A 12,669-nucleotide genomic window follows, 5' to 3' on the forward strand; every position below is an offset into this window, starting at 1 on the left:
CGCTCGTTTTATTTTGGCCGGTTGTTTCGTGCTCGGCTTGAGTGGAGGGTGCATGGCGGCTGCAGGTGCAACGGTCAACTCGCAGCTCCTCGAGGCCGCCGCGCGGGGTGATGCGCTACGGGTCGGTGCGTTGTTGTCCGAGGGGGCCGATCTCGAGGCGCGCGATCGCTCCGGCCGAACAGCGCTGTTGCTCGCCACTCATGGCGATCATGCAGAGGTCGCGCGGCTGCTGATCGCCGCGGGTGCCGACGTCAACGCGAAGGATTCGATCTCCGATACGCCTTATCTCTATGCCGGTGCGGAGGGACGCAACGAAATCCTGAAGATGACGCTGGCGGCGGGCGCCGATCTCACCAGCACCAACCGCTATGGCGGCGTCGCGCTGATTCCCGCCGCGCATCATGGCCATCCGGAGACGGTGAAGATCCTGCTCGGCACCGCCATCAATATCAATCATATCAATCGGCTTGGCTGGACGGCGCTGATCGAGGCGGTGATTCTCAGCGACGGCGGCCCGGTCCATACCGAGATCGTGCGCCTGTTGGTCGATGCCGGGGCGGACGTCAATATTCCGGACCGCGAGGGCGTCACGCCGCTCGCGCACGCCCGCAGCCGCGGCTACACGCAGATGGTCGCGATTCTGGATAAAGCCGGCGCGAAATAAGCGTCTTTTCTCGTGATGAAATCCGAAGATGCTGACAGCGTTTGCGACATCGTGAACGCTTCTTTTCTGCTGCCTTATGGCAAGCGCGCCTGCGCACGCCATATGAGAAAGCGCAGCAAAGGAGACAGCGATGAAGATCGATCTTTCAGGCACCACAGCTCTCGTGACCGGCTCGACCGGCGGAATCGGCTACGCGATCGCGAAAGGCCTCGCAGGGGCGGGCGCAGATGTCATCGTCAACGGCCGCGGCCAGGCGAAGGTCGATCAGGCCATCGCTTCCATCGGAAAAGCAGTGCCGTCGACGAAGGTGCGCGGCGTGGCCGCCGATGTGTCGACGGCGGAGGGCTGCGCCGCGCTGGTGAAGGCCGTGCCGCAGGTTGATATTCTCATCAACAATACCGGCATCTTCGAGCCCAAGCCGTTCTTCGATATTCCCGACGCCGACTGGCACCGCTTCTTCGACGTCAACGTGATGTCAGGCATCCGGCTGTCGCGGGCCTACATGCCGGGGATGCTGAAGAAAAACTGGGGGCGCATCGTGTTCATCGCGTCCGAGTCAGCGATCATGATTCCGAAAGAGATGATCCACTACGGGATGACCAAGACCGCGCAACTATCTGTCTCGCGCGGATTGGCCGAGTTGACCAAGGGCACTGCCGTGACGGTGAATTCCGTAATGCCCGGTCCCACCATGTCCGAAGGCGTCGAGACCTTCGTAAGCGATCTTGCTAAACAGAATGGTCAGTCAGTCGAGACGGCGGCGGCAAACTTCATCAAGGAACACCGGCCGTCCTCGCTGATCCAGCGCTTTGCGACTGTAGATGAGATCGCCAACATGGTGGTCTATGTTTCATCGCGCGAAGCCGCCGTGACCAACGGCGCAGCGCTGCGCGCCGAAGGCGGGCTGGTGCCGACGATCGCATGATCGGCGGGATTCGCTGGATCTCAGCGGCCCGAAAGTTGTTTCATGAATATTCCGGTTGCGGGCGCGCCGGCGAAGGGCGCGCCAGCTCATGGCCAAGCCTGTTGAAGCGGCGCTCGATCAGCGGTTCTGTAATGAAATAGCTGACGCCCAGCGACAGGCCCATCACGAGCGCAAACATCAGGGTGAGGTCCAGCGATGTCGTTCTCAGCATCCAGACGAAGGTGAAGTGAATGAGGTAGATGGCGTAGGAGTGGCGCCCGAAAAAGCCGGCGAGAGGGTTCTCGATATTCAGAGCCAGAACGGCAAAGGCGAGGAGGGCGAGAATGGCGACCTCGCATGTCCAGAGCGAGACGAGGCAGGCGCCGAGCAACAGAAGCGTACCCTTGGTTGGGTGCCTCTTAAGCTCGACGTAGTCGTAGAGCAGGATACCGAATCCAAAACAGATCAGCTGGTGTGGTAGCCATGCGTAATAGAAGGCATGAGCCAGATAGTTTTGGTTCGCTGGAAGCGAGGCAGCCAGATGTGGCTCAAGCACGTGATCGGCAACCAGCCTGGCGATAACGGTGAAGACGGCAATGAATGCGTAACAAATTAGCGGCCCGTGCCGCTTTCTGAAAACGCAGAGAAGAAGCGGAAACAGCAGATAGAACTGCATTTCGACGGCAATGCTCCACCCGCCGGGTACGACGGAGTTGAACGCTGTGATGCTTATCCAATGCAGAAACAGGAACGTCAGAATAATTTCGTGCGTGCCAATGCCATCGGGAGCCCACATTTTTTGATCCGGGTTGGTCGGCATCATCAGATAAAAAGCGATGGCGGCCCAGAACAGCGGGGCGATCCTGAATATGCGTCGGATATAGAACGAGCGCGTTGACGCCGAATCGACCTTATCCCCGAACGTCAGCATCATCGTGTAGCCGCTGACGATGAAGAATAGCTGGACGCCCAGTTCGCCATAATGCGAGGAGAAGAACCGGAGGCCGGGAATGACGCTGGCTGCTGTCTGACTACAGTGAGTCAGAACGACCATCGCGATAGCCAATCCGCGTAACAGATCGAGTGACGGATTGCGCCGGATCATTTGCGATGCGTGCCTGATAATGTTGGCCAGACGGGGAGAGTATCGGTCCGGTCATAATTTCAGGTAAATTGCATAGCGCGTGTTTGATCGATCCAACGCCTAACGGGTTGTCAGCATGACGAAATTCGTGTCGTGGGACGATCTGTGCGGACAGGGTCGCTCTCCCGATTGATGGACGACCCGGTTTAAGGGGCCGCCTTCAGGAAACGGTCGTCGAACGTGTTCTCGAGCTTGATCGCGGAGGCCTTGAACCCGGGCTCGGTCTTGGCGATCAGGTCAAGCGATGTCGCCATGTCTTTCGGCGACATCGAACCGTCGAGCGAATAGCTCTCGCGCGAGTTCTCAAGAGCCTTGATGTAGAGCGCCTTGTCGCCAAGCCAGTATTCGTGCGGCACGACTTCGGCGATCTGCTCGGGCGTCGCCTTGGACAGCCACGTCAGCGTCTTCTTGAAGACGTTGACCAGCGCCTGAACCGTCTTCGGATTTTTGTCGATGAAGTCTTTCTTCATGTAGAGAACGGCCGCGGGGTTGGTGGCGCCGAACACGTCCATGGTGCCCTTGGTCGTCCGCGTGTCGACGATCACCTTGATGTCGCCGGTCTGCTCCAGCTTGGTGATGACCGGATCGAGATGCGAAATGGCATCGACCTGCTTGTTCTGAACGGCCGCGACAGCCTGCGCGCCGCTGCCCACTCCGATGAAGGATGCATCATGCGGGCCGAGGCCGTTCTTGATCATCAGATACTGGACGAGGCTGTGCGTCGATGAACCCGGCGCGGTGATGCCGATATTCATGCCCTTCAAATCGGCGATCGACTTGAAATTCGCGGCCTTGTCCTTGCGGACGGCGAGCACGATGCCCGGATAGCGGCCGAGGACGATGACGGCGCGGACATCCTGTCCCTTCGCCTGCATGCGGATGGTGTGTTCGTAGGCGCCGGTGACCACGTCGAGCGAGCCGCCGATCAGCGCCTGCAGCGATTTGGCGCCGCCGCCGAAATCGTTGATCTGGACGTCGAGGCCCGCTTCCTTGAAGTAGCCTAGCCGCTCGGCCAGCGTCAGCGGCAGATAGTAGAGCAGGGGCTTGCCGCCGACGCCCAGCGCGATGCTTTTCTTTTCCAGCGCCTGCGCGAACGAAGCGGATGCGGAGAGTGCGAGAAGTGCCGCGGCTGCGACCAGCTTTGCGATTTTCATGAAGCCCCCGTTGTGGCGTCTACCAGCCCTCCAGCACGATCTTACCGATAGACTTGCCGCTTTCAATGGTGGCGTGGGCGGTCCGCAGGTTGGCGGCGTTGATTTTGCCGAACACCTTGTCGAGCGTGGTTCTGATCTCGCCCGCATCGATCATGTCGGCGACGCGGTTGAGCAGGCGGTGCTGCGCGATCATGTCGGGCGTCTGGTAGGTCGAGCGCGTGAACATCGATTCCCAGCGCAGCGAACCGGCCTTGAATTTGATGAGGGTGATGTCGAGCGGCGGCGGATCGTCGATCAGGCCGATCGCGCCCTGCGGCGCGAGGATATCGGCCATGGCCTTGAAGTGCTGGTCGGTCGCGGTCAGCGACGCGATCCACGCGACCGGCGGGAGGTTCAGCTTGTCGATCTGCTCCTTCATCGGCCTGGAATGATCGACGACATGGTGCGCACCGAGATCGAGGCACCACTCAATCGTCTCCGGGCGAGAGGCGGTGGCAATCACGGTGAGGCCCGTCAGCTTGCGCGCGAGCTGAATCATGATCGAACCGACACCACCGGCGCCGCCGACGATCAGCAGCGTGCGGGTGTCGTCCTTGCCCTGCGTGATGCTCATCCGGTCGAACATCAATTCCCATGCGGTGATCGAGGTCAGCGGCAGGGCAGCCGCTTCCGCGAAGGACAGCGTGCGCGGTTTGCGCCCGACAATGCGCTCGTCGACCAGATGAAATTCGGCATCGGTACCCTGACGGACCAGCGAACCGGCATAGAACACCTCGTCGCCCGGCTGAAACAGCGTCACCTCGGAGCCAACCGCATCGACTACGCCGGCAGCGTCATAACCCAGAACCTTGTATTCACCTGCCGGTGGTGTGGCGCGCATGCGCACCTTGGTGTCTATCGGATTGACCGACACGGCCTTCACCGCGACGCGGATATCACGCGGCCCGGGCTCGGGTTTCGGCAAATCGAAGTCGAGCAGGGCACGCTCGTCCTCGATCGGCAAGGATTGCTGGTATCCGACGGCCTTCATGCGCGCTCCCCTTGATGCTGGATGGCCCATAGAGCGGCGTGGTGACAATATTTGCAAGTACTGTCGAAAATGTGAGATAGTACCATAATTGATACCATGGAGTTCGCGCCAATGCAGACGGTTAGGCGCGGAAAGGATCGTGATGAAGCGCAAGAACGGTCATGGCGAAGCGGGATGCGCGGTTGAGATCACGCTCGGCCTCATCGATGGCAAGTGGAAAGGCGTCATTCTGTTCCACCTTCAGGAGGGCCTGCTGCGGTTCGGCGAGCTGCGCCGCAAGATGCCGGGCATCACCCAGCGGATGCTGACCAAGCAATTGCGGGCGCTGGAAGAGGACGGCCTGATTACCCGCACCGTCTATCCGGAAGTCCCGCCGCGGGTGGAATATGCGCTGTCGCAGACCGGCCAGCGGCTCCGTCCGGTGATCGACGCGCTGCGGGCTTGGGGCATCGAACACAGGGCGCGGCTGGAGGCGGCGGACACAGCCTCGCAAAAACCCAAAATCGCCCGCAAACGGGCGGCGTGACGGCTTCTCCGGCACGCGCAGCTTCATTATATCGGACTCATTCACAGCGGAATTCATGCATGACCTTTTCTCGTTGTCTCGGTTTGGCTGCCCTGTCGTTCGCAATTGTCAGCGCCGCGCCTGCTGTCGCGCAGGATCGGACGGTGCCATCCTCCCTCAACCAGTTGCGGCTGTCCTATGCGCCGATCGTGCAGCATGTGCAGCCCGCGGTGGTGAACGTCTATGCCGCCAAGATCGTGCAGAACCGCAATCCGCTGCTGGACGATCCGATCTTCCGCCGCTTCTTTGGCGTGCCCGGCGGCCAGCAGGAGCAGATGCAGCGTTCGCTCGGCTCGGGCGTGCTGGTGGATTCATCCGGCCTCGTGGTGACGAACAATCACGTCATCGAGGGGGCGGATCAGGTGAAGGTCTCGCTTGCTGACAAGCGCGAGTTTGAGGCCGAGATCGTGCTGAAGGATAGCCGCACCGATCTCGCGGTGCTGCGGCTCAAGGATGCGCACGAGAAATTCCCGACCCTCGATCTCGCTAACTCGGATGAACTGCAGGTCGGCGACGTGGTGCTCGCGATCGGCAATCCGTTCGGCGTCGGCCAGACGGTGACGCACGGCATCGTGTCGGCGCTGGCGCGCACGCAGGTCGGCATCACCGATTATCAGTTCTTCATCCAGACCGATGCCGCGATCAATCCAGGCAATTCCGGCGGCGCGCTGGTCGACATGAACGGCAAGCTCGTCGGCCTCAACACCGCGATCTTCTCGCGCTCGGGCGGCTCGCAGGGCATCGGCTTCGCCATTCCGGCCAACATGGTGCGGGTGGTGGTGGCCTCCGCCAAGAGCGGCGGCAAGGCCGTGCGGCGTCCGTGGCTCGGCGCCCGGTTGCAAGCCGTGACGCCCGAGATCGCCGAGACGCTCGGCCTGCCGCGCCCGGCAGGCGCGTTGGTGACCAGCGTCGCGCCGAACAGCCCGGCCGCGAAGGCGGGCATGAAGGTCTCCGATCTGATCGTGTCGATCGACGGTCAGGACGTCGATGATCCGAACGGCTTCGATTATCGCTTCGCCACGCGGCCGCTGGGCGGCGCGGCGGAGGTCAGCGTGCGGCGGCAGAACGTCGTCATCAAGCTCAAGGTTCCGCTCGAGGTTGCTCCCGATACGGGCCGCGACGAGATCGAATTGAAGTCGCGTTCGCCGTTCCAGGGCGCGCGGGTGGCCAATATCTCTCCGGCGCTGGCCGATGAACTGCGGCTCGATTCCAATGTCGAAGGCGTCGTCGTCGTTTCAGTGGGCGAGAATGGGCTGGCGTCCAATGTGGGCTTCCAGAAGGGCGACGTCATCGTTGCGGTGAATGGCAAAACCATCTCGAAAACAAGCGACCTTGAGCGTGCGACCAGCGAACCGGCTCGGCTCTGGCGCATTACCATCATTCGGGGCGGCCAGCGCATCAACGTTACGCTGGGCGGCTGACGGCGGAATGCCGGGAGAGCAGGCACATTCATGAGCGCCAAGCAGGCCGCCCCATCTGCGAATCTGTTCGCCGCCGCAGGGCTGGAGCAGGACGCGCCGCGTCCACTGCCGGAGAAGCTGCGTCCGCGCACGCTCGCCGATGTCGTGGGTCAGGATCACGTTCTCGGTCCTGACGGCGCGCTGACGCGCATGCTGGAGACGCGCACGCTTGGCTCGCTGGTGTTCTGGGGTCCGCCGGGCACCGGCAAGACCACGGTGGCGCGGCTGCTGGCGGATGCGACCGAACTGCATTTCGAGCAGATCTCGGCGGTGTTTTCCGGTGTTGCTGATCTGAAAAAAGTATTCGATGCCGCCCGCGATCGCCGCGAGATGGGCAAGGGCACGCTGCTGTTCGTCGACGAGGTCCATCGCTTCAACCGCGCGCAGCAGGATTCGTTTCTGCCGGTGATGGAAGACGGCACGGTGGTACTCGTCGGTGCGACCACGGAAAATCCGTCGTTCGAACTCAACGCGGCGCTTCTGTCGCGGGCGCGCGTGCTGGTGTTCCATTCGCTCGATGGAGCGGCAGTCGAGAAGCTTTACGCGCGGGCGGAGGAAGTCGAGGGCAGGCCATTGCCGCTCGATGCGGAAGCGCGCGCCGTGCTGGTGCGGATGGCGGATGGCGATGGCCGTGCGGCGCTGACGCTTGCCGAGGAGGTCTGGCGCGCTGCCCGCGCCAATGAAGTCTTCGATGCCGCGCAGTTGCAGGACATCCTGCAGCGGCGCGCGCCGATCTACGACAAGTCGGCGGATGGGCACTACAATCTGATCTCGGCGCTGCATAAGTCGGTACGCGGCTCCGACCCGGACGCGGCGCTGTATTATCTCGCGCGCATGCTTGATGCGGGCGAGGACCCGCTCTTTCTGGCGCGGCGCGTGGTGCGGATGGCGGTGGAAGACATCGGTATGGCGGATCCGCAGGCGCTGGTCGTCGCCAATGCGGCGAAGGATGCCTATGATTTTCTGGGTTCGCCCGAGGGTGAACTCGCTATCGCGCAGGCCGTCGTCTATGTCGCGACCGCGCCGAAATCTAATGCCGCCTACAGGGCTTTCAGCGCAGCTATGCGTACGGCAAAGCAGGCAGGCTCGCTGCTGCCGCCCAAGCACATCCTCAACGCGCCGACCAAACTGATGAAGGCCGAGAATTACGGCGACGGCTACGAATACGATCACGACACGCCGGAAGGCTTTTCGGGGCAGGACTATTTCCCCGAAGCGCTGGGCCGCCAGACCTTCTACAATCCACCCGAGCGCGGTTTTGAGCGCGAGATTCGCAAGCGCCTCGATTACTGGGCGAAACTGAGAAAAGACAAATCGTCATGAGCCGCCGTTTCCGCAAACCCCTCGAAAAGAAATCGGTGCGCGAGGCCAAGAAAGGCGAGAAGCGCGGCGACAAGCGTAGCAAGCCGTCCTTCGCCAAAAAGTCCTCCGACAAGCGCGGGCCGACCCAGCGTTCGTTCGACAAGCCGGATGCACGGTTTGGCGACGAGAGGCCGCGCCGCCCGGCGAAGCCTGCGCGTGAGGCATTTCCGGAGGTGCGGGAGGAGAAGAAGCCTGCGCCGCCTCTGCCGACCAAGGTGCAGACCGTTGTCGTCACCGCGGACGAGAACAACATGCGCGTCGATCGTTTTCTCGAAGCGCGGTTTCCGGGCCTGTCGTTCTCCCACATCCAGCGGATCGTCCGGAAAGGCGAGCTGCGCGTCAACGGCAAGCGCGCCGACAGCAAGGATCGCCTGAACGAGGGCGACAGCGTGCGCATTCCGCCGCTCAAGCTCGACGCGCCGAAGGCCACCGCGCATCTCACCGAGACCGAAGCGAAGATCCGGGACGAACTGCGCAAGATGGTGCTGTTCGAGGACGACGACGTGATGGTGCTGAACAAGCCAGCGGGGCTTGCGGTGCAGGGCGGCTCCGGCCTTACGCGCCACGTCGACGGCATGCTCGAGGTGATGCGCGATGCCAAGGGCCAGCGCCCGCGCCTCGTCCACCGGCTCGACCGCGAAACCTCTGGCTGTCTGCTGATCGCCAAGACCCGTTTTGCCGCCTCGACGCTGACCGGATCGTTCCGCCATCGTTCGGCACGCAAGATCTACTGGGCGCTGGTGGCAGGCGTGCCGAAGCCGAAGCAGGGGCGCATCTCGACCTATCTCGCCAAGGAAGAGAATGAGGAAGACTCGATCATGCGCGTTGCGGCACATGGCGACGAGGGCGCGGCGCATGCCGTGACCTATTACGCGGTGGTCGAGGCTTCGGCCCAGAAGCTCGCCTGGGTGTCGCTCAAGCCCGTCACCGGCCGCACCCATCAGTTGCGTGCGCACATGGCACATATCGATCACGCCATCGTGGGCGATCCGAAATATTTCAACAAGGAGAACTGGCAGCTTCCCGGCGGGTTACAGAACAGGCTGCATCTTCTGGCGCGCCGCATCGTCATCCCGCATCCGCGCGGCGGCGTGATCGATGTCACCGCGCCGCTGCCGCCGCATATGCTGCAATCGTGGAATCTGCTCGGGCTCGAGGCCGACAGGTTCGATCCGATCGAGGAAGCGCCGGAAGAATAGGGTCGTCCCATGCGCAAGCTGGCCGCCATCTGTCTGTTGTGCATCCTGCCGCTCAGTGCCGCGTTTGCGCAAATTTATACGACGCCATCCGGGAGAGCGGTGCTTCCGCCACCGCCGGCCCCGCCGCCGCCTCCGGCCATCACGGTGCCGCAGGTGCCAAAGATGGATTCGCCGCCGCCTTTCGAACTGCAGAACACGACGCCGGGTTACGTGCAGCCCGGTAAGCCGCCGAAGCAGGTTCTCAAGCCGCAGAGGCGGGAATCCTTCGATCGGCGGATTTCGCGCTGTCTCGATGAGGCGGCTGCGATGGGGCTTGGCCCCGGCGAGCGCTCGTCCTATTCCCGCAACTGCGCCCACCAGCGATAAAAGAGAAGATTGCGATATGCGTGAACTGTTCGACGAGGCCCTTGGCCATTCGCCGCTCGATCCGCGGGAAGCCTCGCGCAAATCCTCGACAACGCCGTTGCGCAAGCGCTTCTATGAGAGCGCGGGGGTTGCCGAGACGCCGGAAGGGTTCGCTGTCACGCTCGACGGCAAGCCCGTGCGCACGCCCGGCAAGCGGTTTCTCGGCGCGCCGGTGCGCGAGCTTGCCGAGGCCATGGCGACGGAGTGGGGCGCGCAGGCGGAGATGATCGATCCGCTGTCGATGCCGATGACACGGCTCGCCAACAGCACGGTCGATGGCGTCGCGGACGACGTCGTGGCGGTACGCGACGACATCGCAAAATATTTCGACACCGATCTGCTGTTCTATCGCGCGAGCTTTCCCGAAGAACTCATTGCCCTGCAAGCCGAACATTGGGATCCGGTGTTGCGCTGGCTGGCGGACGAACTGGGCGCACACTTCATCCTCGCCGAGGGCGTGATGCACGTGAAGCAGCCCGAGCCCGCCGTTCATGCAGTACGTCAGGCTTTGCCGGAAACGCCCTGGGCGGTCGCGGCTTTGCACGTGGTGACGACGATCACCGGCTCGGCATTGCTGGCGCTGGCGCTGCATCGCAAGGCACTGACGGCGGATCAGGTCTGGGCCGCGGCGCATGTCGATGAAGACTGGAACAGCCAGCAGTGGGGCGCGGACGAGGAAGTGATGCGGCGCCGTGCCCAGCGGCGGCGGGATTTCGATGCCGCCGTGCGGGTGCTGGCGGCGGTTCCGCGCTAGGCCCATCGCGTGGGTTAAGAAGAGATTAACGACGCGGGGATACCGTGGGCGCGAATTCGCGGAGCGCCCATGGCCATCAGCATCAACCCAATCACGCCGGTCATTGCCGCCGATGCAGCCTCGCCTTCGGTGACGCTGCAGCCTGGCAGCGTGATCGACGCCAAGGTGCTGCAGGTGCTGGCGAACGACTTCGTGCGCATCGCGGTCGCCTCGCTGTCGATCGAGGTGGCCTCGGAAGTGCCGTTGCAGGTCGGGCAGGCGCTGCAGCTCGCGGTGTCGCAAACGCCGGACGGCGTGCGGCTGCAGATCGTGCCGCAGACGACTGACACATCATCTCAGGCACAACCTGCGACACTTGTCAGTCCGTCCATCGCGCCAAATGCGTCTTCCGCCACGAGCGATGCACAGGGTGCCTCCGTGACCCGGCCGTTGACACCGCTCGAGGTCGTCGCGGTGGCGAAAGCGTTGCAGACCGCCGCGGGGCAACAGGGCAGTCTGTCGCCGTTGTTTGCCAATCTCACGGTGGCCGCGACGTCTGGTCATGTGCCCGACGTGTTGCAGCAGGCGGCGCATTCGCTGCTTGCGGGGCGTCCGGCGCTGACCGAGAAACTGAGTGGCGAAGACATTGCGACCGCATTCCGGCAGTCCGGCCTGTTTTACGAACAATCGCAGAAGCAGGCGGCGGCAACGCCTGCACCGGCTTTATCGAATGCAGCGGCGGCGCCAGATCTCAAGGCCGCGCTGATCGTGTTCAGGCAAATTCTTGGCTCGTGGCTCGGTGGAGCAACACAGCCGCCGCCCGACGATGCCGCCGTGCCCGGACAATTCGCGCAGCAGGGTCAGGCGCGTGCGCAGGCCGAAATCGCTGCGCCATCGATTGCGCCCGCAGCGATGCCGGCGGCGGAGGTCGAGGAAATCATGCTGCCGGGCGCGGTGGTGGAGATGACGAGCGAAGTTGAGGTTGAGGATCTGGGCGATCCCGTTTTTGCCACGCGCGATACACCGTCATCTCTGCTTCTCGGCAAGAGCGGCACGGCATCGTCCGCCGAGACCCTGCAGATGATATTGCGGGCGTTTCCGAAAGGCGTGCAAGATGCGGTGATCTCGCAGCTCGCGGAAGAGGGCGTGACGCTCGCACAGTCCGCAGCGGCAAGCCATGGTGTTGCGGCGGACACCGATGGCGTGCCGCCGCCATTTCGTGGTGCCGCGACCTCGGCGCAACCTGCCGTGCCGCCGACGATCGATCATCGCACGCCGCCCGATGCGGTGGCGCATCGTCTGCTCGACGACACCGACGCCGCGCTTGCGCGCCAGACCTTGTTGCAGATTGCGTCGCTGCCGGAGCAGGCCACGCACGCCAAATTCGATCCGACGGCGCGCTGGAATTTCGAAATTCCGTTCGCGACGCCGCAAGGCACGGCTGTCGCACAATTTGAAATCTCGCGCGATGGCGGTGGTGAGGCGGCCTCGGCTGAGGCGGCGAGCCGTGTCTGGCGTGCGCGCTTCTCCATCAATCTTGAACCGGCCGGGCCGGTGCATGCGCAGGTCTCGCTCGCGGGAGAGCGTACGTCGGTGCGGATGTGGGCGGAGCGCAGCGCGACTGTCGCACGGCTGCAGGCCGAAGCGCCGCAACTCTCGCAGGCTTTGCGTGAAGCGGAACTCACGCCGGGCGATATCGTGATCGGAAGCGGTGCGCCATCCGCGCAGCCCGCGCCAAGCGGACATTTTCTGGATCGCGCGCTATGACGACGACAACGACTCCGATCCAGAACACGCTTGCCGTTGCGCTGCATTATGATCGCAAGGGTGCACCGCGGGTCGTCGCCAAGGGCAAGGGCGAGATCGCGAAGAAAATCATCGAAGTCGCGAACGAGCATAATGTCGCAGTTCAGGAGAACGAGGTGCTCGCGGGCGCGCTCTCCAATGTCGAGATCGGCGATGAAATTCCGGCCGAATTGTACAAAGCCGTGGCGGAAGTGTTGATTTTTGTCATGAGACTCTCGGGCAAGATCCGCTAGCCCTGGAACT

13 protein-coding genes are annotated in these 12,669 nt (G+C 63.0%); 10 read left to right on the plus strand and 3 right to left on the minus strand.

What is annotated here, in order from left to right; genetic code table 11:
* Positions 1–52: 52 nt before the first annotated feature.
* Positions 53–664: an ankyrin repeat domain-containing protein gene (locus HMPREF9697_RS01605; RefSeq protein WP_002715395.1), complete on the plus strand. Its 612-nt coding sequence runs from the start codon at positions 53–55 to the stop codon at positions 662–664.
* Positions 665–794: 130 nt separating this feature from the next.
* Complete coding sequence (locus HMPREF9697_RS01610) at positions 795–1,589, plus strand: SDR family NAD(P)-dependent oxidoreductase (RefSeq protein ID WP_002715396.1); 795 nt, start codon at positions 795–797, stop codon at positions 1,587–1,589.
* A gap of 40 nt (positions 1,590–1,629) precedes the next feature.
* Here HMPREF9697_RS01610 and HMPREF9697_RS01615 read toward each other — a convergent pair whose 3' ends face one another.
* The 3 genes from HMPREF9697_RS01615 to HMPREF9697_RS01625 all read right to left on the minus strand — a co-directional run bounded on the left by HMPREF9697_RS01615 (position 1,630) and on the right by HMPREF9697_RS01625 (position 4,896).
* Entirely contained in the window at positions 1,630–2,673 is a 1,044-nt protein-coding gene (locus HMPREF9697_RS01615) for an acyltransferase family protein (RefSeq protein WP_002715397.1), read from the minus strand.
* 185 nt (positions 2,674–2,858) lie between these two features.
* A complete protein-coding gene (locus HMPREF9697_RS01620) occupies positions 2,859–3,866 on the minus strand; it encodes an ABC transporter substrate-binding protein (RefSeq protein ID WP_002715398.1) in 1,008 nt (335 codons plus the stop codon).
* 19 nt (positions 3,867–3,885) lie between these two features.
* Complete coding sequence (locus HMPREF9697_RS01625; protein ID WP_002715399.1) at positions 3,886–4,896, minus strand: zinc-binding alcohol dehydrogenase family protein; 1,011 nt, start codon at positions 4,894–4,896, stop codon at positions 3,886–3,888.
* Positions 4,897–5,038: 142 nt separating this feature from the next.
* Between HMPREF9697_RS01625 and HMPREF9697_RS01630 the strand changes: the two genes are divergently transcribed.
* The 8 genes from HMPREF9697_RS01630 (at position 5,039) to HMPREF9697_RS01665 (ending at position 12,659) form a co-directional block, all read left to right on the plus strand.
* On the plus strand, positions 5,039–5,422 hold the full coding sequence (locus tag HMPREF9697_RS01630) for a winged helix-turn-helix transcriptional regulator (RefSeq protein WP_002715400.1): 384 nt from the start codon (positions 5,039–5,041) through the stop codon (positions 5,420–5,422).
* A 59-nt stretch (positions 5,423–5,481) separates the two neighbouring features.
* Complete coding sequence (locus HMPREF9697_RS01635) at positions 5,482–6,882, plus strand: DegQ family serine endoprotease (protein ID WP_002715401.1); 1,401 nt, start codon at positions 5,482–5,484, stop codon at positions 6,880–6,882.
* 30 nt (positions 6,883–6,912) lie between these two features.
* The gene (locus HMPREF9697_RS01640; RefSeq protein WP_002715402.1) at positions 6,913–8,244 is read left to right on the plus strand and encodes a replication-associated recombination protein A; all 1,332 of its coding nucleotides are present in this window, start codon (positions 6,913–6,915) and stop codon (positions 8,242–8,244) included.
* Positions 8,241–9,482, plus strand: coding sequence for an RluA family pseudouridine synthase (locus tag HMPREF9697_RS01645; protein ID WP_002715403.1), 1,242 nt, complete (start codon positions 8,241–8,243; stop codon positions 9,480–9,482). Before HMPREF9697_RS01640 ends, HMPREF9697_RS01645 begins: the two co-directional genes overlap by 4 nt.
* A 9-nt stretch (positions 9,483–9,491) precedes the next feature.
* Positions 9,492–9,848 carry a hypothetical protein gene (locus HMPREF9697_RS01650; RefSeq protein WP_002715404.1) on the plus strand — a complete coding sequence of 119 codons (357 nt, stop codon included), beginning with the start codon at positions 9,492–9,494 and terminating at the stop codon, positions 9,846–9,848.
* A 16-nt stretch (positions 9,849–9,864) separates the two neighbouring features.
* Positions 9,865–10,641 carry an ATP12 family chaperone protein gene (locus HMPREF9697_RS01655; RefSeq protein WP_002715405.1) on the plus strand — a complete coding sequence of 259 codons (777 nt, stop codon included), beginning with the start codon at positions 9,865–9,867 and terminating at the stop codon, positions 10,639–10,641.
* Positions 10,642–10,710: 69 nt separating this feature from the next.
* A complete protein-coding gene (fliK, locus tag HMPREF9697_RS01660; RefSeq protein ID WP_002715406.1) occupies positions 10,711–12,387 on the plus strand; it encodes a flagellar hook-length control protein FliK in 1,677 nt (558 codons plus the stop codon).
* Positions 12,384–12,659 (plus strand): EscU/YscU/HrcU family type III secretion system export apparatus switch protein, encoded by a 276-nt coding sequence (locus tag HMPREF9697_RS01665; protein WP_002715407.1) that lies wholly within the window; start codon positions 12,384–12,386, stop codon positions 12,657–12,659. The genes fliK and HMPREF9697_RS01665 overlap by 4 nt, the downstream gene beginning before the upstream one ends.
* Positions 12,660–12,669: the final 10 nt, after the last annotated feature.

This window comes from Afipia felis ATCC 53690 (assembly GCF_000314735.2).
Taxonomy (GTDB): Bacteria; Pseudomonadota; Alphaproteobacteria; order Rhizobiales; family Xanthobacteraceae; genus Afipia; species Afipia felis.